This window comes from Streptococcus castoreus DSM 17536 (assembly GCF_000425025.1).
GTDB classification, from domain to species: Bacteria; Bacillota; Bacilli; order Lactobacillales; family Streptococcaceae; genus Streptococcus; species Streptococcus castoreus.
The window spans coordinates 1-22,717 of the sequence record NZ_AUKZ01000005.1 but is presented as its reverse complement, the minus strand read 5'-3'; the positions used below and the strand labels follow the sequence as shown (position 1 = coordinate 22,717).

General features: G+C 35.5%; 21 protein-coding genes. 10 read left to right on the top strand and 11 right to left on the bottom strand.

The window, feature by feature from the left end; translation table 11 throughout:
• Positions 1–61: 61 nt before the first annotated feature.
• The 3 genes from H346_RS0101755 to ffh all read left to right on the top strand — a co-directional run bounded on the left by H346_RS0101755 (position 62) and on the right by ffh (position 2,949).
• Positions 62–760 carry a GntR family transcriptional regulator gene (locus H346_RS0101755; RefSeq protein ID WP_027969559.1) on the top strand — a complete coding sequence of 233 codons (699 nt, stop codon included), beginning with the start codon at positions 62–64 and terminating at the stop codon, positions 758–760.
• 275 nt (positions 761–1,035) lie between these two features.
• A complete protein-coding gene (locus tag H346_RS0101750) occupies positions 1,036–1,368 on the top strand; it encodes a putative DNA-binding protein (protein WP_244147244.1) in 333 nt (110 codons plus the stop codon).
• Positions 1,369–1,383: 15 nt separating this feature from the next.
• Positions 1,384–2,949, top strand: coding sequence for a signal recognition particle protein (ffh, locus tag H346_RS0101745; RefSeq protein ID WP_027969557.1), 1,566 nt, complete (start codon positions 1,384–1,386; stop codon positions 2,947–2,949).
• 394 nt (positions 2,950–3,343) lie between these two features.
• On the opposite strand, the gene H346_RS0101740 is transcribed toward ffh, so the two are convergent.
• On the bottom strand, positions 3,344–4,042 hold the full coding sequence (locus H346_RS0101740) for a LexA family transcriptional regulator (RefSeq protein WP_027969556.1): 699 nt from the start codon (positions 4,040–4,042) through the stop codon (positions 3,344–3,346).
• Between the two features lie 288 nt (positions 4,043–4,330).
• On the opposite strand from H346_RS0101740, the gene xerS reads away from it, so the two are divergent.
• Entirely contained in the window at positions 4,331–5,401 is a 1,071-nt protein-coding gene (gene xerS / locus H346_RS0101735; RefSeq protein ID WP_027969555.1) for a tyrosine recombinase XerS, read from the top strand.
• Between the two features lie 222 nt (positions 5,402–5,623).
• Here xerS and dnaX read toward each other — a convergent pair whose 3' ends face one another.
• The 4 genes from dnaX to udk all read right to left on the bottom strand — a co-directional run bounded on the left by dnaX (position 5,624) and on the right by udk (position 8,976).
• Positions 5,624–7,282: a DNA polymerase III subunit gamma/tau gene (dnaX, locus tag H346_RS0101730; RefSeq protein WP_027969554.1), complete on the bottom strand. Its 1,659-nt coding sequence runs from the start codon at positions 7,280–7,282 to the stop codon at positions 5,624–5,626.
• A complete protein-coding gene (locus H346_RS0101725) occupies positions 7,282–7,779 on the bottom strand; it encodes a GAF domain-containing protein (protein WP_027969553.1) in 498 nt (165 codons plus the stop codon). Before H346_RS0101725 ends, dnaX begins: the two co-directional genes overlap by 1 nt.
• Positions 7,780–8,008: 229 nt before the next feature.
• Positions 8,009–8,281: a DUF1294 domain-containing protein gene (locus H346_RS0101720; protein ID WP_027969552.1), complete on the bottom strand. Its 273-nt coding sequence runs from the start codon at positions 8,279–8,281 to the stop codon at positions 8,009–8,011.
• 68 nt (positions 8,282–8,349) lie between these two features.
• A complete protein-coding gene (udk, locus tag H346_RS0101715) occupies positions 8,350–8,976 on the bottom strand; it encodes a uridine kinase (protein WP_027969551.1) in 627 nt (208 codons plus the stop codon).
• Positions 8,977–9,191: 215 nt separating this feature from the next.
• Between udk and H346_RS09560 the strand changes: the two genes are divergently transcribed.
• Positions 9,192–10,262 (top strand): IdeS/Mac family cysteine endopeptidase, encoded by a 1,071-nt coding sequence (locus H346_RS09560; protein ID WP_051188344.1) that lies wholly within the window; start codon positions 9,192–9,194, stop codon positions 10,260–10,262.
• 616 nt (positions 10,263–10,878) lie between these two features.
• On the top strand, positions 10,879–11,964 hold the full coding sequence (locus H346_RS0101705) for a DEAD/DEAH box helicase (protein WP_027969550.1): 1,086 nt from the start codon (positions 10,879–10,881) through the stop codon (positions 11,962–11,964).
• A gap of 295 nt (positions 11,965–12,259) precedes the next feature.
• On the opposite strand, the gene H346_RS0101700 is transcribed toward H346_RS0101705, so the two are convergent.
• The 4 genes from H346_RS0101700 to H346_RS0101685 all read right to left on the bottom strand — a co-directional run bounded on the left by H346_RS0101700 (position 12,260) and on the right by H346_RS0101685 (position 17,229).
• A complete protein-coding gene (locus H346_RS0101700; protein ID WP_027969549.1) occupies positions 12,260–13,546 on the bottom strand; it encodes a polysaccharide deacetylase family protein in 1,287 nt (428 codons plus the stop codon).
• Between the two features lie 86 nt (positions 13,547–13,632).
• The gene (locus H346_RS0101695) at positions 13,633–15,060 is read right to left on the bottom strand and encodes an NADP-dependent glyceraldehyde-3-phosphate dehydrogenase (protein WP_027969548.1); all 1,428 of its coding nucleotides are present in this window, start codon (positions 15,058–15,060) and stop codon (positions 13,633–13,635) included.
• Positions 15,061–15,227: 167 nt separating this feature from the next.
• Positions 15,228–16,961, bottom strand: a complete 1,734-nt coding sequence (ptsP, locus tag H346_RS0101690; protein ID WP_027969547.1) for a phosphoenolpyruvate--protein phosphotransferase — start codon at positions 16,959–16,961, stop codon at positions 15,228–15,230.
• Between the two features lie 4 nt (positions 16,962–16,965).
• Positions 16,966–17,229, bottom strand: a complete 264-nt coding sequence (locus H346_RS0101685) for a phosphocarrier protein HPr (protein ID WP_002984031.1) — start codon at positions 17,227–17,229, stop codon at positions 16,966–16,968.
• Positions 17,230–17,640: 411 nt separating this feature from the next.
• On the opposite strand from H346_RS0101685, the gene nrdH reads away from it, so the two are divergent.
• The 3 genes from nrdH (at position 17,641) to nrdF (ending at position 21,421) form a co-directional block, all read left to right on the top strand.
• Positions 17,641–17,862, top strand: coding sequence for a glutaredoxin-like protein NrdH (gene nrdH, locus H346_RS0101680; RefSeq protein WP_027969546.1), 222 nt, complete (start codon positions 17,641–17,643; stop codon positions 17,860–17,862).
• Positions 17,863–17,879: 17 nt separating this feature from the next.
• Positions 17,880–20,039: a class 1b ribonucleoside-diphosphate reductase subunit alpha gene (gene nrdE, locus H346_RS09555; protein ID WP_037562461.1), complete on the top strand. Its 2,160-nt coding sequence runs from the start codon at positions 17,880–17,882 to the stop codon at positions 20,037–20,039.
• A gap of 416 nt (positions 20,040–20,455) precedes the next feature.
• Positions 20,456–21,421, top strand: a complete 966-nt coding sequence (gene nrdF, locus H346_RS0101665) for a class 1b ribonucleoside-diphosphate reductase subunit beta (protein ID WP_027969545.1) — start codon at positions 20,456–20,458, stop codon at positions 21,419–21,421.
• A 168-nt stretch (positions 21,422–21,589) separates the two neighbouring features.
• Here nrdF and H346_RS0101660 read toward each other — a convergent pair whose 3' ends face one another.
• Positions 21,590–21,850 (bottom strand): type II toxin-antitoxin system RelE family toxin, encoded by a 261-nt coding sequence (locus tag H346_RS0101660; RefSeq protein ID WP_027969544.1) that lies wholly within the window; start codon positions 21,848–21,850, stop codon positions 21,590–21,592.
• Between the two features lie 2 nt (positions 21,851–21,852).
• Positions 21,853–22,074 (bottom strand): type II toxin-antitoxin system RelB family antitoxin, encoded by a 222-nt coding sequence (relB, locus tag H346_RS0101655; protein ID WP_027969543.1) that lies wholly within the window; start codon positions 22,072–22,074, stop codon positions 21,853–21,855.
• A gap of 526 nt (positions 22,075–22,600) precedes the next feature.
• Between relB and H346_RS10440 the strand changes: the two genes are divergently transcribed.
• A partial coding sequence (locus tag H346_RS10440; RefSeq protein ID WP_037562455.1) for a transposase occupies positions 22,601–22,717 on the top strand: 117 nt, incomplete at its 3' end.

The window sequence follows — 22,717 nt, the reverse complement described above, 5'->3', positions numbered from 1 at the left end:
TCTTCTGCAATTTTAGTCAAAAGTATGATAAAATAAAGAAAATTGACTTGAGGAGTAAGGCATGCTACCAGCTTATGTTAAGATTCATGATGCAATTAAAAAGGATATTGAACAAGGTGTTTGGTCTATTGGTAGCCGATTGCCAAGTGAAAGGGATTTGGCAGAACAGTTTGCAGTTAGTCGTATGACTCTTCGACAGGCAATCACTTTACTAGTAGAAGAAGGTATTCTTGAAAGGCGTGTTGGTAGTGGTACTTATGTAGCAAGCCATCGTGTTCAAGAAAAAATGCGTGGAACGACCAGTTTTACAGAAATTGTTCGTTCTCAGGGACGTAACCCTTCATCAAAATTGATATCCTATCAACGCCAATTGGCTAGCGATACTGAAATTAAAGAACTTATTTTGGAAAAAACAGATTATGTGATTCGAATGGAGCGTATTCGTTATGCCGATAATATTCCTTTGGTTTATGAATTGGCTTCTATTCCTGAGAAATTTATCAAAAAGATGAAGCGCACAGATATTACAGAACATTTTTTCCAAACCTTGACTACCAATGGTTATGAAATTGGTAAGAGTCAACAAACAATTTATGCCAAAATTGCAAGTGATCGTGTTGCTTCTTACTTAGAAATTACTAAGGGACATGCTATTTTAGCTTTAACCCAAATTTCTTATTTTACAGATGGAAGACCATTTGAATATGTGCGTAGCCAGTATGTTGGCGATCGTTTTGAATTTTATTTAGAAAATAATTAAGGATGTTAAAGTGGAAGTGCTTGATAACTTTTCACTTTTTATTTTTTGCTGATGTGACAAATAAATACTATAAATTAAGCAAATTTACAGTTTAACTCTAAGAACACTCTCGATGAAATCTCTAATATTTGGATTAAATTCAATTAGCAATGTTTCTTTCTAGATATGACACTATATTCATTTTTCAAAATATCATTACTTACTTACTTTCTGCTCGTTGTATCCTTTGCTGATTTTACTGTTAAAAACACCTATAATATGGTAAAATGAAAGCTATGGAAATTGAAAAAACAAACCGAATGAATGCACTTTTTGAGTTTTATGCAGCTTTATTGACAGATAAACAAATGAATTATATTGAGTTATATTATGCCGATGATTATAGTTTAGCTGAGATTGCTGATGAATTTGGTGTGAGTCGTCAAGCTGTTTATGATAACATTAAACGAACAGAAAAAATCTTAGAAACTTATGAAATGAAGCTTCATATGTACTCGGATTATATTGTTCGGAGTGAAATTTTTGATGAAATTATTGGCAATTACCCCCACGACCAGTATTTACAAGAAAAGATTTCAATTCTAACGAGTATTGATAATAGAGATTAAAAGGAGTTTTAGATTATGGCTTTTGACAGTTTAACCCAACGCTTGCAAGATGTATTTAAAAATATTCGTGGTAAGAAAAGACTATCAGAATCAGATGTTCAAGAAGTTACTAAAGAGATTCGTCTAGCTCTTTTAGAAGCTGATGTGGCTTTACCTGTTGTTAAAACATTTATTAAACGTGTTTGTGAGCGTGCTATTGGTCATGAAATCATTGATACACTTGCTCCAACTCAACAAATTCTTAAAATTGTTAACGAAGAGTTGACTGATATTTTAGGGGCAAAAACTGCTGAAATTGAAAAGTCACCAAAAATTCCTACAATTATAATGATGGTTGGTTTGCAAGGGGCAGGTAAAACCACTTTTGCAGGGAAGTTGGCTAATAAGTTAATTAAGGAAGAAAATGCTCGTCCTTTGATGATTGCTGCTGATATTTATCGTCCAGCAGCCATTGACCAATTAAAGACATTGGGACAACAAATTAATGTCCCCGTTTTTGATATGGGGACAGACCACTCAGCCATTGAAATTGTTAGCAGAGGTTTAGAGCAGGCACGTGAAAACCGTAATGATTATGTCTTGATTGATACTGCTGGTCGCTTGCAGATTGACGAGAAACTAATGGAAGAGCTTCGTGAGGTCAAGGCTTTGGCGAAACCAAATGAAATTCTTTTGGTTGTTGATAGCATGATTGGTCAAGAAGCAGCAAGTGTTGCTGATGAATTTAACAAACAATTGAGCATTACTGGAGTTGTTTTAACCAAAATTGACGGGGATAACCGTGGTGGTGCAGCTTTGTCTGTCCGTGAAATCACTGGAAAACCCATTAAGTTTACAGGTACCGGTGAAAAAATTACGGATATTGAAACTTTTCATCCTGATCGCATGTCTAGTCGTATCTTGGGAATGGGAGATTTATTAACTCTTATTGAAAAAGCCAGTCAAGAGTACGATGAACAAAAATCGTTAGAATTAGCTGAAAAGATGCGCGAAAACACCTTTGATTTCAATGATTTTATTGATCAGTTGGATCAAGTGCAGAATATGGGTCCCATGGAAGACTTACTCAAAATGATTCCTGGGATGGCAGGAAATCCAGCTTTGTCTAATATTAAAGTTGATGAAAAGCAAATCGCTCGAAAACGTGCTATTGTTTCATCCATGACACCAGCTGAACGCGAGAATCCAGATCTTCTAAATCCTAGCCGTCGGCGTCGTATTGCTGCCGGATCAGGTAACAGTTTTGTCGATGTTAATAAATTTATCAAGGACTTTAATCAAGCAAAAAGTATGATGCAAGGTGTTTTGTCAGGAGACATATCTAAAATGATGAAAGAAATGGGAATCAGCCCTAATAATCTACCTAAAAATACGCTAGGTAGTAATATGCCTGATATGTCAGTTCTAGAAGGAATGATGGGACAAGGAGCAGTACCGGATATGTCTCCTTTCGGCAGTGAGATGGATATGGGACAAATGTTTGGTGGCGGTTTTAAAGGAAAAATTGGTCAATTTGCTATGAAACAGGCTATGAAGCGTCAAGCCAATAAAATAAAAAAAGCAAGAAAAAAACGTAAATAACTCTGAAAGAAGCAGCCTATTATAAACTCGTCCGTACAGAAAAACACTCCAAAAGTTATACAGAAAAACACTCCAAAAGTTATACAGAAAAAATCTAACTTTTGGAGTGTTTTTCTGTATAATTAAGTTATGACAATAAAGCTGATTGGACTTGGTCAAAGATTTGGAGTTTGCACCTTATTAAAAAGCATAGTGTAGTGTTGAAAGAGGTTATTTGAACGATTTATACTTATGCTGAATATAAAGAGAGAAGATATAGTTGCCGTAGAATTCACCTCGAACTGAAAAATTAGGAGAAACTTAACCATTTCAGATTAAATGCAAACTACAAGGACTGACTCCGGTGCAATACAGAACTCAATTTATAGACGGGGATTAGAACGTGTCATATCATTCAAACTTCTAGTGGCATGAAGTTTGCAATAATTTTACCAATAATGCGAGGGGCTTCAGAATAAGGTGCAAATTTATCCGAATATTTTTTATTTAAAGACACTAGGCGCAGACCCTCCTCTTCGCGAAAGACTTTCTTAATATAGGTCTGACCATCCCATTCTACAGCATAGATGGCACCATCATAATCAAAGTTAACTTGCTTAATGAGAACCACCTCCCCGTTTAAATAAGTTGGTTCCATCGAGTCTCCAAATACCCAGGAAGCGAAATCATAATCGATTTGTTCATCGTAAAAGACGACATCAAAATTGCCATCTCCAAAATAAGAGTAACCAGTACCAGCTGATAAACTTTCGTAAACGTGGTAAGGAAAAATTTGTCTTGACTTATTAGATTTAGGCAGTTTAGCAACTTTTATTTGCTGAGTTAACAGCTGTTCCGAATAGCCAATGACTTTTTCTTTGTTTGAATGAGTTAATTGTTTATATGGAACTAATAAACGATGATCTTGCTTAAAATAATCGGCTGTTAAATCAAATAGGCTTGACAATTTGTCGAAATGCTTTTGATTGGGAACATTTTTCCCATTTTCCCAATTAGAAATAGTCATTTTATTGACATTTAGCAGATCTCCCAAGTCTTTTTGACTCATTTTCTTAGCGATCCTTGCCGTTTTTAATTGATTTCCAGAAAACATATTATAGTAGATCCTTCCCACTTAGTAAAGTTATAACTTTACTAAGTTTATCAAAAAATGTGACAAAAGGCAAGGGATTTTCATCACACTAGACACAGAAAACGTTATTTTCTTGATGAAAATCTTTCACATGCGATTGCCATGATTATACTTAGTATTTCGGTTATTTCTGAAATAATTAACGACTATTATTTATAAATTTAGAGGGATGGATAATTTATGTCTAATATTTTTCCGAAAAACTGTAATTTTCTTGAAAAACATACAAAGGCATGTTATACTTACTTTATGAGACGTGAATTACTATTAGAAAAAATTGAAGCTTATAAAGCTATTATGCCTTGGTATGTTTTAGAATATTACCAATCAAAATTATCGGTTCCTTATAGTTTTACAACTTTATATGAGTATTTAAAGGAATATAAACGCTTTTTTGATTGGTTAATAGATGCTGATTTAACTCCGGTGACAAAAACTGCTGATATTGAGTTAACTACTCTTGAGCATCTGACTAAGAAAGATATGGAGGCTTTTGTTCTTTATTTACGAGAACGCCCCTCCTTAAATACTTATTCTACGAAAAAAGGTTTATCTCAAACCACTATCAATCGCACCTTGTCTGCTTTAGCAAGCCTTTATAAATACCTTACTGAAGAAGTTGAAAATGCTCAAGGAGAACCCTATTTTTATCGGAATGTCATGAAAAAGGTGTCCACCAAGAAGAAAAAAGAAACCCTAGCTTCTAGAGCTGAAACAATTAAGCAAAAACTCTTTTTGGGTGATGAAACCATGGCATTTTTAGATTACGTGGATAAGGGATATGAGCGAAAATTATCTAATCGTGCTAAATCATCTTTTCGTAAAAATAAAGAACGTGATCTAGCTGTTATTGCTCTACTGCTTGCTTCTGGGGTTCGATTATCTGAAGCAGTGAATTTAGATCTTAAAGATGTTAACCTCAAAATGATGGTCATCGAGATTACTCGCAAGGGAGGTAAGCGGGATTCGGTTAATGTGGCAGGTTTTGCTAAGAAGTATTTGGAGGCTTATTTAGCTATTCGCAAAAATCGTTACAAAGCTGAAAAACAAGACTTAGCTTTCTTTTTAACAGAATATCGTGGTGTTGCGAATCGTATGGATGCTTCTAGTATTGAAAAAATGGTTGGCAAATATTCTGAGGATTTTAAAATTCGTGTAACACCCCATAAATTGCGACATACTCTTGCAACAAGGCTTTACGATGCAACAAAATCTCAAGTGTTAGTTAGTCATCAATTAGGGCATTCCTCAACACAAGTGACAGACCTGTATACTCATATTGTTAATGATGAGCAAAAAAATGCCTTGGATAGATTATAATTATTTACATAATTAAATTTATGTAAATATAAAATCAAACAATCTTATATCCATTACTATTTATAAATTCAATGAATTTTGGTGTATTGAAAAATTCCCTTTTCAAAAAATTTTTGGATTGAAAAAAAGGTTCTTTTACCCATTTCCTCAATCCTTTTTTAGTACAAAAAACCAACCTGGCGTTGACCAGTCAGGTTGGGAATTATGATCTATCAGCAATCATTAGTCATCTACAGCGTTGATTTTATCCGCTAAAAAATCAAATCCTTTTGGAATCATTAGTGTTTCGTCAGCCTTATCTTTTTGTGACTTTATTTGTCGGGCGAATTCAGAACGAATCTGATGAAAATCTGCTTTTGCCACAGCCAAGATATTTGGTGAGAAACCCGCTGCTCTACTCATGATATTACCAAACATAGCATTCAAATCATCACGATTCATAGCTTGTTCAGCATTAAACGCAGCTTCAAAAGCCAAAATAGCGTTTTCGCTATTAGCTAAAACAGGCTCCGAGCCTAAAAGTAAAGCTCTATCTTGGGCCGAAATACTATCTAAAATCTCATTCCAAGCATTTTTTAATGCCTCTAAATATTGACGAGACTGTTGACTATCCTGAACCGTTTCTTCCATGATTTTAAGAATTTTCACACGGTCAATCTTATAAGTGAAGGATTTCAGCTTTGAATTCCCAACCTGCATCGGTTGTTTTACAGCCAAATCGGAATTCGCTCGTAACTGCGATAATTCTTCCTTCAGCTGCTTCAATTCATTTTTTAGAGATTCTAACTGTTTTGGTAAATCTCCTTGAGAAGAAACTTGACTTTCTTCAGCTAATTGAATTGTCATCATCTCAGCGTAGATACGAGGATGTGTCCCTTTTTTGATTTCAGGCAGATGATCAGTAATAATAGCAATCATTTGAAAAATACGGTCCATTGATAAAGACAAATTACCATCAAAAATAGCCGATTGACGCTGATTTTCCCCACCTGCTTTAACAATCAATAAATCCCGCAGATAGGTAAGCAAATCCGTTGCAAAACGCCCCATGCTCTTGCCGCTATCATAAATCGTTTCTAAAGCTGCTAAAGCCTGTGTTGCTTGCTGTTGCATCAAATATTGAACATAATTATCCAAGGCAAGGATTGAAATGGAACCTGTAATTTCTTCTGCGATTGCCATTGTAACTTGATCGTTAGGTGATAAACTTAATGCCTGATCAAGAATCGATAAAGCATCACGCATACCACCTTCTGCTCGTCTTGCAATTAAACTCAAGGCATCAGCATCATAAGCAATGCCTTCTTTGTCTAAAATCCAAGCCAAGTGCTGACGAATGGCTTTTTGTTTAATAGCTTTAAATTCAAAGCGTTGAACACGCGATAAAATAGTTGCTGGGATTTTGTGCAACTCTGTTGTTGCTAGAATGAACACAACATTTTTCGTTGGTTCTTCCAAGGTTTTCAAAAGAGCATTGAAGGCACCGGTTGATAACATGTGAACTTCATCAATGATATAAACCTTATATGTCGCTCGGCTAGGCGCATAAGTTGATTTGTCGCGAATATCACGAATTTCATCCACTCCGTTATTGGAAGCTGCATCAATTTCAATAACATCTTCCAAACTTCCGCTAGTAATATCACGGCAAATATCACACTGGTTGCAAGGTTCCCCTTGAACCTGGTTAGGGCAGTTCATGGCTTTGGCAAAAATCTTTGCTGCACTGGTTTTACCTGTTCCTCTGGGACCTGAGAATAAGTAGGCATGGCTAATCTTACCAGATTCCACTGCCTGTTTTAAAGTAGTGGAAATAACAGACTGTCCCACCATTTCTTCAAAGGTTTGACTACGGTATTTCCGATAAAGGGCTTGATACATTAAGCTTCCACTCCAAACATGTCAAAAGTAAACTCGGTTTTTTCAAGAAGTAACTCAACAAAGGCTTCTAGGTATTCTCGATCAATTTCATCGTAATCTGCCACTAGAGCAGAATCCAAGTCCAAAACACCAACCAATTGATCATTTTTAACCATGGGAACGACAATTTCACTCATAGCTTTCGCATCACAAGAGATGTAATTAGCACGTTCTCTCACATCATCTACAATGATGGTTTGATTAGATTTGGCAGCTTCCCCACAAACCCCTTTACCAAGGCTAATATGAACACAAGAAACTCCCCCTTGAAAAGGACCAAGAATTAATTCTTGTCCGTCAAAGAGATAAAAACCTGTAAAAACAGAATGAGGTAAAGTCGTTCTTAAAAGAGCACTAGCATTTGATAGATTAGCTAAAGCGTTAGATTCATTGGCAAACAAGCCTTGCGCCTGTGCTAACATAAGTTGATACTGTTCAATTTTCTTGGTTTTATTCATAGTAATTATTATAACACACCTAGACAAATTCAGTCATCTTTTTCCTAGTTTGGCACGACAAACAAAACATAGGAAAAAGATGATTTATAACCTAGCCCTAGGAATTTTCATCTTAAACTGTTTACTGCTCAGGCTAAATGCAGTTAAAACATTCTGTCTCTTGCATCGTGTTTTAAAATAGCATAACACATCTTAAAAAAAGTGACTTTAGGGATAATCAGACCATCTTTTAAATTAGTTCTCTTAAAATAACATAGCTCACTAAAAATGTTAATAAAATGCCCATGTACCAAATAAGAATAAAATACCACTTTGTCGTTTTATGATGGCAAAGTTTGCCAGCTAAAAATGCACCAAAGCCACCACAAATCAAACTGGCAATCAAAAGTGTCTTTTCACTTATTCGCCACTGCCCTCTGACCGCCTTATACTTATCAAGCGCATAAAGACCAAACACAACACAATTCCATACCATTAAAAGACTAAACCAACTTATTAGCATATATGGCTCTCTTTCTAGGGGAATTCGTTTAAAAATAAGCAGATTTAAACAATCTGCCCAGTCATTCCTTAAACTTCACCAATAATACTGGCAATCTTGGTATTAATCAAATCAATAGCAACCACATTGGTAACTCCTTCTGGAATCACAATGTCTGCATAACGCTTGCTTGGTTCAATAAACTGATGGTACATTGGTTTAACAACACTCGTATACTGCTCAATAATACTTTCGAGACTTCTACCACGCTCCATCATGTCACGTTTGATACGACGAATGATGCGAATATCATCATCAGTATCAACAAACAATTTAATGTCCATTAAACGACGGAGACGTTCATCTTCCAAAACCAAAATTCCTTCAACAATAATAACATCTTGAGGATCTTGACGAAAAGTCTTATCACTTCGAGTGTGCTCTTTATAATCATAGATCGGAATATCCACTGGTCTACCAGCCAATAATTCCTTTAACTGCTGAATCATAAAATCTGTGTCAAATGCTAAAGGGTGGTCATAATTTGTTTTTACCCTTTCCTCAAAACTCATGTGAGACTGATCCTTGTAATAAGAATCATGCTGAATCATTGCAATTCTCGCATTTGGAAAACTGTCCAAAATAGCACGAGACACACTCGTTTTACCACCACCAGAGCCACCAGTTACACCAATAATAATCGGTTTTTTAAGCATGCTAAACTCCAAATCTAAAAAGTCTTCCTACTATTTTACCAAAATAATTTTATAAACGCTACAACAACATTTATTTAATATTGTGGAACCTAGACAAGACATTTTTTGAAAAAGATATTGATTTATTATTTTTATTTAATATTATTATAGGAAGATATAAATTCACTAATGTTACCTTCTTCTTAGTTATTTTTATACCTGAAAGGAGAACTATAATGAGAAGAAAGATCCTTTTTTCTGATTTAAATAACTTCTATAAAAGTACAATCGCTATAATCACAATAATTTCCAGTTTACTTGTGTTAAGTACAACCATTCAAGCAGAAACTAGTAAACACACCATATCAAAAAAAGATGAAACGCTTCATCAGAATAACTTAAGTATCTCAAAAACTGCAACTTCTGTGTGGACGACAGGAGTAACACCTATTACTTCCGATCAACTTACAAATTACCAAAATGATGTTTTTCGATACCCATACACCCCAAATCAAGGTTGGTATGATATTACAAAAACTTTTAATGGACGTGATAACCTTTTATGCGGTGCTGCTACAGCTGGTAATATGTTGCACTGGTGGTTTGATCAAAATAAGGAAGAAATTGAGAATTATTTACTAAAATACCCAGAAAAGCAAAAGATCATGTTTAACAACGAAGAAATGTTTGATCTACGAAAAGCCATTAATACTAAAGATAGTCAAAAAGAAAGTGCTCTTTTCTCTTATTTCCGTGACAAGGCTTTTCCCTACCTATCCGCACGTTACCTAGGTGTTATGCCTGATCATGTTTTAGATATGTTTATTAATGGTTACTATTTAAATGTGACTAAGCTAGATCCTACAGATGTCAATAGACCAAATCAAACAAAAGATATGCGAGGAGGCATTTTTGATGCTGTTTTTACAAGAGGAGACCAACACAAACTTTTAACAGGGCGTCATCCATTGTCACATTTATCTCTTAAAGAGATTAGTGATCTCATTAAACAAGAATTACAAAGCGGAAAGGCACTAACTCTATCCCATACTTACGCTAATGTCAGACTTGCTCACGTTATTAATATCTGGGGAGCAGATTTTGATAATGAAGGAAATTTGATTGCTATCTATGTTACAGATTCTGATAGTGATGAAAAAATTGGTATGAAAAGGTACTATGTTGGTCGAAATAATCGCTCTCAAGGAGTTCGAATTTCTGCAAAAGAAATTACTGATGATAATATCGGAGCACAAATGCTCATTCTCTTTACTCTATCTAGCGGTAAGGAACTATGGAAGAAGTAAATCCCTTATCAAAAAAGACCATTATTCATAGATTGAACCCCAGAAGTTAGTTTTTTATCTCTAGCTTCTGGTTTTTTCTTAAACTTAAAATTTTAAAGATAAAATTCAATTTTATCGACTAAGACAAGAATATTTGCTGTATCTCAAATATGTGATAATACGTACAGTATGAAAATTATTTGCAAGGAAAAAATAATTACTATTTACTTAAACAAAAATAAGAAATGATTGATTCCTAGTCAGTCTTGATTAGCCGTCTCAAATACATTATCCAACTTTTTTAGAAACAGATAATATTACATAACTTTTACGTATCCATCTTGATAAGTCAACACTATTTTAAGCATGCGAAATTCCAAATTTGAAAAGTATTCCCATTATTTACCAAATTTAGGACTATAATGCTATAATGAATGTAGGATACTGACAAACAATTCGTGAAAATAACATAAAAGCCTTAATAGTCATGTTTAAAGATTTATGCGCTAACCCTAATTAAAATTTCTAATATTTAGACAAAATGCAATTAGAAGTTTTTCGCTTTTTGCCTTTTCAGGTGTCCACTGTTCACTTTTCACGCATTTGTCATATAGAACAATAAGTAAAAGGAAATCAAATGATCAATCAATTCCCTTATCAATGGCAAGAAAAACTTGCCCAAGTACAATTTACTCAACTGACTCCCATTCAAGAACAGGCATTTCAACCCATCTTTAATGGCGATAATCTTCTCGGTATAAGTCCGACTGGAACTGGAAAAACCTTAGCTTATCTCTTTCCAAGTCTCCTTACATTACAGCCAAAAAAATCGCAACAACTTCTCATTTTAGCCCCAAATACTGAATTAGCGGGACAAATTTTTGAAGTCGCTAAAGAATGGGCAGAGCCCTTAGAATTAACAGCACAACTCTTTATTTCTGGAACCAGTCAAAAACGTCAAATTGAACGTCTAAAAAAAGGACCTGAAATTCTTATAGGAACACCCGGACGTATTTTTGAACTTATTAAGCTAAAAAAAATCAAAATGATGTCTGTTAATACCATTATTTTAGACGAATACGATGAACTCTTAAGTGATTCCCAATACGATTTTGTACAAAAAATTAGTCATTATGTTCCTCGTGATCATCAAATGATTTATATGAGCGCTACTAATAAAGTCGATCAAGCCAGCTTGAAAGCAAATACCCTCCTATTAGATCTTTCTGAACAAATGAATGATACCATTCAACATTTTTACCTCATGGTTGACAAAAGAGAACGAACAGAGTTACTGCGAAAATTTGCCAATATCCCTAATTTTCGTGCTCTCGTTTTTTTCAATAGTCTTTCTGACTTGGGTGCTGTTGAAGAACGTCTCCAATATAATAAAGTCTCAGCTGTTTCCTTGGCTAGTGATATTAACGTTAGATTTCGCAAAACAATTCTTGAAACATTTAAAAAGTATGATTTGTCTCTTCTTCTCGCAACCGATTTAGTTGCTAGAGGTATTGACATTGACAATCTTGAATATATCATTAATTTTGACGTCGCACGTGACAAAGAAAATTACATCCACCGAGCCGGGCGTACTGGACGTATGGGAAAAGCTGGTATGGTTATCACTTTTGTTAGTCACATCGAAGACATCAAAAAGTTAAAGAAGTTCACTAAAATTGCTGAAATCCAACTCAAAAATCAACAACTCCACCAAAAAAGGTAAACCCAAATTGAAGAAAAAGTCCATTTGGACAATTTCTTCAATCTTTTTTTATATCACAGAATAACTCAAAATTCTAAAGAATATTAGCAATGACATGACTAAAAAGTTAAGATCATTGCTCCTTTTTCTCCTAAAACTGACTGGTTTATAAACCCTGAAAAAATCACATAATGGAAATTTCACAAAATCATTGCTAATCACTTAATTTTTCCACTCTCTTTTTCTCACTTCAATTGAGATTTTCACAAAGAAAAAATAAAGGAGCCCGAGATAAAAATCTCTCAGCCCCCTTCACTTAATGCCCATATAGTTCTGAAACCGTTACACATTTATAACCTTCAGCTTTTAGATATTCCATAACTGTCGTTAAGGCATTGACAGTTGTTTGGTGAATGTCATGCATAAGTACAACACCACCTGGTTGTAATTGTTTCTTGATATTTGTCATAATACCTTCGGTAGTGTGATTTTCCCAATCTCTGGTATCAACCGTCCACAACATTTGCTTTAAACCAGAAGCACGTTGAACAGTATCATTTGTGGCACCATAAGGAGGGCGTAAATAAAGTGGTTTCTTTCCACATGCCTTAACAATAGCTTGATTCGTCATATCAATCTGGTTCTGAATTTGTTCTACAGTGAGCTTAGTTAAATTGGGATGATCCCAAGAATGGTTCCCAATTTCATGACCAGCATCGCTAACTTTTTTGGTCAATGCTTCATTGCTAGCAATCTTGGATCCCAACATAAAGAAAGTTCCTTTAGCCTTGTATTTTGCTAGAATATCTAAAACCTGAGGAGTTGTCACAGGATCTGGACCATCATCAAATGTTAAAGCAACTAATTTTTGTGTTTGCTGCATTTTTTCTTCAGCTTTTTTCTTAGCTAAATACTCATCATAAGCCGCCCTATCAGCGGTTTCCAAATAGTCCGGATTAATAACATCAAACAAAGACTTTAACGGAATCACAAACTCTTTATCTAAAATTAAATTCCCTGAATCAATCTCAAAATGATCACTCAAAAGATGGTTTCTCTCCCTTAAAACATTGTAATCATTGATATGAAAAACTTTATGTGGGTATTTCTTTTCAACCTCTTGACTGATTCTTTCTAAATGTCCAGATACGAGTTCTTTTAAATGAAAAGGTCGAAAATCTTCTGTCACATGATAAAAACTAACGATTTCTTCTGAAACTTTTGTTAAATGAAATAGCTTTTTCTGATAAACCTTCTTAGAAATAGCTATTTTTTTAACCATTTTTAAACCAGATGCTTGAAGTTTAGGTTTGAGCAAGACTACTGCGTTATTAGCTATCTTATCTTGATACAAGGATATGGGGAGATTATTAACAAAAAACTCATCCACATTTGCAATCGGCGAAAAATAATAATAGTCTTTTTTACCACTTTTGATATGCTTAACTGTTTTAATTTTTAGTTGAGACTGTTCTTGCTTCTTTTCAGTTAGGACTAAATGCTTAATATCTTGTTGGATTTTCCAATGATCAACAGACATTATCAGCAACGCTAAGAAAGTTAAACTTAATAAAACAACGAGAATAAGATTTATCTTTTTCAAAATTTCCCTCCATTTGTACTATCATTTTAACACAAAAAAGAGAAAAAATAAAGGAAAAATTAGGGCGCCCTAATTTTTCCTTTATTTTATTGAATATCAAATACGACTGACTTAAGCTTAGTCATAGCTTCAATGGAGTATTTAACCCCCTGAACACCTGCACCAGATTTTTTAGCACCTAAAAATGGGAAGTTATCTGTTCCACGCTGTGTTTTATTGTTGATGTGAACTGTTCCTACTTCTAATTTTTCAGCAATGGCAAATGCCTGTGGAAAATTATTGGTAAAAACAGATGCTTGTAGACCATATTCTGAAGCATTTGAAATCTCAATAGCTTCTTCTACAGAATGAACACGAATAATCGGTAAAACTGGTCCAAATGGCTCTTCCCATGCCAAACGCATATCAGTAGTCACATGATCAAAAAGAACAGGTGAGATAAGATTTCCTTTACGCTTAAAGTTTGTTACAGCAGTTGCTCCCTTATCATCTGCATCCTTGATAAGTCCTTCAACAAAATCTGCTGCCTTGGTGTCAATCAAAGGTGTAATATCAGCATCGTCTTCTGGCATACCAATACTTAATTTTTCAACCAATGTTCTGATTTCAGTTGTTAATTGATCTGCAACGTTGTCCATGACAAGAACACGTTTTACAGCGGTACAACGTTGACCGGAATAGCCAAAGGCACCTGCAACAATATTTTTAGCCGCCAAGGAGAGATCAGCGTCATCTAAGACAATAGCTGAATCTTTACCACCGAGTTCAAGCATAATTGGACGCATACCTGCTAATCTCCCAATCCCTTCACCAATTGGAGTGGAGCCTGTAAAGTTAATAAAGTTAACAGCTTCATGCTCAACAATGTAATCACCAATGACAGAGCCGCGACCTGTAATTGTATTGAAAACGCCAGCTGGAATCCCAGCTTCTGCAAATACTTGAGCAAGCAATAAACCCGAGATAGACCCTTGTGTAGGTGGTTTAAGGGCAACAACATTCCCCGCAATGAGAGCCGGTGCAATTTTAGAACCCGCCAAATTAATCGGATAATTAAATGGTGAAATAGCAAGTACGAGACCAACTGGCTCACGACGTACAATCGCAATTTTTTTCTTGCTTGCTGCCTCAAAACTGCCACCTTCAAGCACTTCACCCTCCATACGAAGGCCTTCTTCTGCTGCATAATTAACAATTTCTGCTGTACGTATCACTTCACTAACAGCAGCCTTGTGACCTTTCGCCACTTCTTTTGATAGAATGGTACCAATTTTTTCAGCATCTCGAACTAAAATATCAGCAGCTTTATGGAGATAGGCTGCACGTTCCACATACGAAAGACTTCTCCAACCTTCTAAGGCTTGCCGGGCAGCCTTATAAACAGCATCTACTTCTTCACGAGACATAGCAGGGACACTACCTAATTCCTCACCAGTTGCTGGTGCATAAATCTTAATAGTATTCTCAGAAAGTTTCCATTCACCGTTCACTAAATTTTTATATTGTTTTGTCAACCTTTTATCTCCTTTTACAATAGTATTATTATTCTATCACTTTTCAAGTATATTTCAACTTTCTACTACATAAATTATCTGAAAATTCCGACAAAATATTCGAGGTCTCAAACTATTCTGTTAATAATGCTGCAAAAAAGAGCTGGATACTTCCAACTCTTTTATCATTAATCTTCAAAAATGTATTCTTTAGAAAGTTCAAGAACTTCTTCTGCAGTGGAACATTCTGTCAGAGCACGGTTCGCATACTCTTCCATCTTTGCAGAATCAAGTTTCTTCATAAGGCTACGTGTACGAAGAACTGATGTCGCTGACATAGAGAATTCATCAAGTCCCATTCCGACAAGAAGTGGAACAGCTTGTTGGTCACCTGCCATCTCACCACACATACCTGCCCATTTACCTTCAGCGTGAGCTGCCTTAATAACATTGTTAATCAAACGTAGAATTGATGGGTTATATGGTTGGTAAAGGTATGACACTTGTTCGTTCATACGATCTGCTGCCATAGTGTACTGGATGAGATCATTTGTACCAATTGAGAAGAAATCAACTTCTTTAGCAAATTGGTCTGCAAGCATAGCAGCTGCAGGAATTTCAATCATGATACCAACCTGAATATCATCGGCAACAGCAACACCTTCTGCAAGTAAGTTTTCTTTTTCTTCATCAAAGACAGCTTTTGCAGCACGGAATTCTTTAATAAGGGCAACCATAGGGAACATGATGCGAAGTTGACCGTGAACAGAGGCACGAAGAAGTGCACGAATCTGTGTACGGAACATAGCATCACCGGTCTCAGAGATGGAAATACGAAGGGCACGGAAACCAAGGAATGGGTTCATTTCTTTTGGAAGGTCAAAGTAAGGAAGTTCCTTATCTCCACCAATGTCCATTGTACGCACTACAACAGGCTTGCCATCCATACCTTCAAGAACTGCCTTGTAAGCTTCATATTGTTCATCTTCAGTTGGGAAGTCTTGAGAATCCATATAAAGGAATTCAGTCCGATAAAGACCAACTGCTTCCGCACCATTATTGTTAACCCCTTCAACATCTTTAGGAGTGCCAATGTTTGCTGCCAATTCAAAATGCTTCCCATCAGCTGTTTCAGTATGTGCATCTTTAAGTAATGCCCACTCCGCTTTTTGTTTGGCATAAGCCGCACCTGCTTCTTTGAAAGCAAGAATTTGGTCTTCGCTTGGATTGATAATAACTTCACCAGTGATACCATTAACAGCAATCACATCACCATCTTTAACACGTTTTGTAATATCATTTGTCCCAAGTACTGCTGCAATCTCAAGTGTGCGTGCCATGATAGCTGAGTGACTTGTACGACCACCAATATTTGTAACAAATGCTTTTACATATTGTTTGTTAAGCTGAGCAGTATCTGAAGGTGTCAAGTCATGTGCAATAACGATTGATTCCTCGTTGATTGCAGCTGGATTTGGAAGTTTGACACCTAAAAGGTGTGCCAAAACACGCTTTGCAACATCACGAATATCCGCTGCACGTTCTTGCATGTATGGATTATCTTCCATGCCTTCAAAAATTGTGATGAACATGTCTGTCACTTCTTTAAGACCTGTTTCAGCATTTGTTTGTTTTGCGCGGATAGTTTCTTTAATCTGGCTAATCATCTCTGGATCCGCAAGAACCATTAAATGTGCATCAAAAACGGCTGCTGCTTCTTCGCCTAAGCTTTCTACTGCCTTTTCGCGGATAACAGAAAGCTCGTCTTGTGAAGCTTGGAGTGCAACATCAAGGCGAGCTTCTTCTGCATTTGTATCATCAACTGTAATAGTCTCAAATGACAAATCCGGCTGAACTAGTAGATATGCTTTAGCAACAGCAACACCATCAGAAGCTGCGATTCCTTTAAGCATTTCTGTCATAGTTTTATGCCAATCCTTCTTTAGTCATTGTTTCTTCGATTGCTGCGATTGCATCTTCAGCATCAGCTCCTTCAGCTGAGATAGTCACATCAGCACCTTGACCAACACCAAGACTCATAACGCCCATAATTGATTTAAGATTTACTGCTTTACCTTTGTAGTCAAGAGTGATATCTGAAGCAAATTTGCTAGCTGTTTGAACAAGCAAAGTAGCTGGACGCGCATGAATACCTGTTTCTGCAACAATGTGAAAGTCTTTTGAAGCCATATTATGGTTCTCCTTTTTGAGTTGTGTATTTTTGAGCCATCACATGATAACCCTTACAATAACAGATTATAGCATAATGCTTTTTTATTTTCAAGATTAAATATCTAAACACGGAAAAAACTTGAATTCTTTTTCCCTTGTTTTCATTTCATTATCATTTCTACTTTTTCAGTTATTCGTTCATTTTTTGCAATCTAAAATAACTTATTTTCAAAACGTTTTAGTGGTATTGTAAAAAAGAATGAAAGTTTGCACCAACACAATATTTAGTCTGTTTATTTTTAAAAAAGCACAACATATTGTGTTTTTCTCAAATAAATAACTTGCTTTTTACATTTATTTTTTATATGCTATTAGAGTAATTCCATTTATTAAAGTGGAATCTATTACATAAGTTTAGAAGGATCGGATATGATTACAGTATATTCCAAAAATAACTGCATGCAGTGCAAAATGACTAAAAAGTTTCTAGAGCAACATCGTGCTAATTTTCAAGAAATTAATATTGACGAACATCCTGAGAAAATTGATTACGTTAAGAGTCTTGGTTTTACATCTGCTCCTGTTATCGAGACTGACAACCTCGTGTTTTCTGGTTTTCAACCTGCAAAATTAAAAGAAATTATTCAATGAGACAAGGAAAAAACAATATGAGTCTAAAAAATCTTGGTGAAATTTCTTATTTCCGCCTAAATAACGAAATCAATCGTCCTATTGATGGTAAAATTCCTCTTCATAAAGACAAGGAGGCTTTGAAGGCTTTTTTCACTGAAAATGTACTTCCTAACACGATGTCTTTTACCTCAATTACCGAAAAAATCAATTACCTAATTGCAAACGATTATATTGAGTCAGCTTTTATTCAAAACTATAGACCTGAGTTCATCATTGAATTAGCTGATCTAATCAAGGCAGAAAATTTCCGCTTCAAATCATTTATGGCAGCGTATAAATTTTATCAACAATATGCCTTAAAAACAAACGATGGTGATTATTATCTAGAAAGCCTTGAAGACCGTGTCATGTTCAACGCTCTTTATTTTGCTGACGGCAATGAGAACTTGGCAACAGATTTGGCCATTGAAATGATCAACCAACGTTACCAGCCTGCTACTCCTTCTTTTTTGAATGCTGGGCGTAGTCGTCGTGGCGAATTGGTGTCTTGTTTCTTAATTCAAGTCACAGATGACATGAATTCTATTGGACGCTCTATTAATTCTGCTTTACAGCTGTCTCGTATCGGTGGGGGGGTTGGGATCACTCTTTCTAATCTTCGTGAAGCCGGCGCACCTATTAAAGGTTATTCTGGGGCAGCATCAGGCGTTGTGCCAGTAATGAAGTTATTTGAAGATAGCTTCTCTTACTCAAATCAATTAGGACAGCGCCAAGGAGCGGGAGTTGTTTACCTCAATGTTTTTCATCCTGATATTATCGCTTTCTTGTCAACCAAAAAAGAAAATGCAGATGAAAAAATTCGTGTTAAAACCCTGTCACTTGGTATTACCGTTCCAAATAAGTTTTATGAGTTGGCTCGTAAAAATGAAGATATGTATCTGTTTAGTCCTTACACTATTGAAAAAGAATATGGTATTCCATTTAACTATATTGACATTACAGTAATGTATGACGAGTTAGTGGCTAATCCCAAGATTACGAAAACTAAAATCAAGGCACGTGACCTAGAAACCGAAATTTCAAAATTACAACAAGAATCTGGTTACCCTTATATTATCAATATTGATACCGCTAACGAAGCTAATCCTATTGACGGAAAAATCATCATGAGTAATTTGTGTTCTGAAATCCTTCAGGTGCAAACGCCTAGCCTTATTAATGATGCTCAAGAATTTTTAGAAATGGGAACCGATATTTCATGCAATCTAGGATCAACCAATATCCTTAACATGATGACTTCTCCAGACTTTGGTCGTTCAATCAAGGCTATGACACGTGCTCTGACATTTGTAACAGATTCTTCAAATATTGAAGCTGTTCCAACTATTAAGCACGGCAACAGTCAAACTCATACTTTTGGTCTTGGAGCTATGGGACTTCATTCTTATCTTGCACAGCATCATATCGAATATGGAAGTCCTGAATCCATCGAGTTTACAGATATTTACTTTATGCTCATGAATTACTGGACCCTAGTAGAATCCAATAATATTGCCCGTGAGCGTGGTACAACTTTCACCGGTTTTGAAAAATCCAAATACGCTGACGGCACTTATTTCGACAAATATGTCACCGGTAAATTTTTGCCAAAATCTGACCTTGTCAAGACGCTCTTCAAGGATCATTTTATTCCTCAAGCCTCAGATTGGGAGACCCTTCGTGCAGCTGTTCAAAAAGACGGTCTCTATCACCAAAACCGTCTTGCAGTTGCCCCAAATGGGTCCATTTCTTACATCAATGACTGCTCTGCTTCCATTCATCCAATCACGCAACGGATTGAAGAACGTCAAGAAAAGAAAATCGGTAAGATCTATTACCCCGCAAATGGGTTATCAACAGATACCATTCCTTACTATACTTCTGCCTACGATATGGATATGCGTAAGGTGATTGATGTCTATGCTGCCGCAACAGAACATGTAGACCAAGGATTATCTTTAACCCTTTTCCTTCGGAGCGAGTTACCTATGGAACTTTATGAATGGAAAACAGAACGTAAACAAACAACACGTGACCTTTCGATTTTACGAAATTACGCCTTTAATAAAGGCATTAAATCCATTTATTACATCCGTACCTTTACAGATGATGGAACAGAAATCGGTGCTAACCAATGTGAAAGCTGTGTCATCTAACTAAATAAGAATGACGAAATCTAAAGCAGGCAGTCAGCTAATAGTGAAAAAACCTGTTTATAACGCGAAAAACCGACTCAACCCATCAGCAATAAATCGTGTGATAAGCAATTATACTATTTATCAATTAACTAGGGTTTATAAGTCAGTCAATAAAGATCGATTTCTTTTTTCAATCATTATAAAACTGGTTAGATTAACACACCATAAAGTAATTATCCCAAATTTCACCAAGCAAATCCAAAATAAAATCAGCAAAACGCTTATCTGTCGCCAGCACTTGTTAGTTTTAAATTTGTGCGCGAACCATGTCTATAATTAAAATAGTCATTAAAGATTTTAAAAATAAAAGTAATTTACAACACTAGTCTTTTTCACTATCATTTTTATTTTAACATTATTGGAGACCAGACCCTATGACAACCTATTATGAAGCAATTAACTGGAACGAAATTGAAGATGTGATTGACAAATCAACTTGGGAAAAGTTGACAGAACAATTCTGGCTCGATACTCGTATCCCCCTATCAAACGATTTAGATGATTGGCGCAAACTTTCTGCTATCGAAAAAGATCTAGTTGGCAAAGTATTTGGAGGACTGACCCTTCTTGACACCATGCAATCTGAATCTGGGGTTGAGGCTATTCGTCAAGATGTTCGTACACCTCACGAAGAAGCTGTACTCAATAACATTCAATTTATGGAATCTGTCCATGCCAAATCTTATTCATCCATTTTTTCAACCCTAAACACTAAAAAAGAAATTGAAGAGATTTTCGAATGGACGAATAATAATGAATTTCTACAAGAAAAAGCTCGTATTATCAATGATATTTACGAAAATGGCACTGCTTTGCAGAAGAAAGTTGCCTCCACTTATCTAGAAACCTTCCTATTCTATTCAGGTTTCTTTACCCCATTATATTATCTTGGAAATAACAAACTAGCTAATGTTGCTGAAATTATCAAGCTGATTATCCGTGATGAATCCGTTCACGGCACTTATATTGGTTATAAATTCCAACTTGGTTTTAATGAATTATCAGAAGCAGAACAAGATAGTCTCCGTGACTGGATGTATGATCTTCTTTACCAGTTATATGAAAACGAAGAACAGTATACCAAAACCCTTTATGATGGTGTTGGTTGGACGGAAGAAGTGATGTCTTTTCTCCGTTACAATGCTAATAAAGCTTTGATGAACCTTGGTCAAGAGCCACTTTTCCCAGACACTGCAAATGAAGTCAACCCAATTGTTATGAATGGGATCTCAACTGGCACTTCTAACCATGATTTTTTCTCACAAGTTGGGAATGGATACCTTCTTGGTTCTGTCGAAGCAATGCAAAATGATGACTATAATTATGGGTTATCTCAATAGCAAACAGTTCAATAAAATACGCTAAATTACTAACCCACTTTTTACCTTTTTTATTCTAAAATGAAAGGTACAAACAAGTACGATATTTTAGAGGGATAGTAAGAAAGGTATTAAACTTATGAGTTCAGTAGACAAGAAAATAGCACCTTAGCGGGTGCTTTTTTATGTTTAATAAACATCTCTCCTGTGCCCAAATTCAAGGGCTAAAATAACCATCTTATCATCTTGAATATCACAAATAAGCCTATAATCACCAATACGATAACGCCACTCGTTAGCATGGTTTCCTGTTAACCCTTTACCGTTAGCGCGTGGGTTGTCTGTCCCCTCTAAATGCTTATCAATCCAAGCAAATAGCAACCTCTGAATTTGCCTATCTAGTTTCTGAATTTGCCTTTGAGCCTTTTTAGAATATTCTATACGATACATAATTACAAGTTTAGCTCTTTCTTAAAATCAGCATGGCTAATTGTCTCAGGGTCTGCTTTATATTCAGCATAAGCTTGATGATAGATTTTTAAATCATATTCATCTTCAATATCACGCTCAAGAGCTTTCTTAAAGAGGCTCGATAGGCTTTGTCCTGTTAGTTGAGCGTAGCTTTTGAAAAATGTTTCTTCTTCTTGATTTAATCTAATAGTTACTGTACTCATGATTATTTACCTCATTTCTTTGTGTTACATTGTAACACATTCATAAGTAATAGTCAATCACATAGCCCCTAAAACCCATCTTATGATCCTTTCAATAATTCACATATAAATTATTAAACGCACAATAATAGCGAAGTTTTGCAAATAAAGCTATTTATGCTAAAACTACCTCAACAAACGTTAAGGGAGCGATACGATATTTATGGGTTATAATAAACCTTAAAGGGACTCGGGCTATAGCATGACTAACTGTGTGACTTACAGTTATAAATTAATTAGACATAAAATTAATTTATATCTAAGAGCAGTCGTATAATGGTTTACTAAAAGCCTGTTGCGATTGCCTTTTCTTATAAAATTTATGGTCTAGTAGTATTTAATAGGATGTTAAACTAGATCTGAAAAAAATGTTAAGAGAGGGTTTTCCCACTTTACGACATCACATTTAATAAAACACACTGAATCGGTTACACTAAACTAGACAGATTTTATGAAGTGTTCTACACTAAAGAAACAGGAGAAAAGTATGTCTAGAAAACCCCGTCGTCATTTTACTGATGATTTAAAAAAACAAATCGTCGACCTTCACAATGCAGGAAGGAAACGCAGTGAGCTAATTTCGGAATATGATTTAACGCCGTCG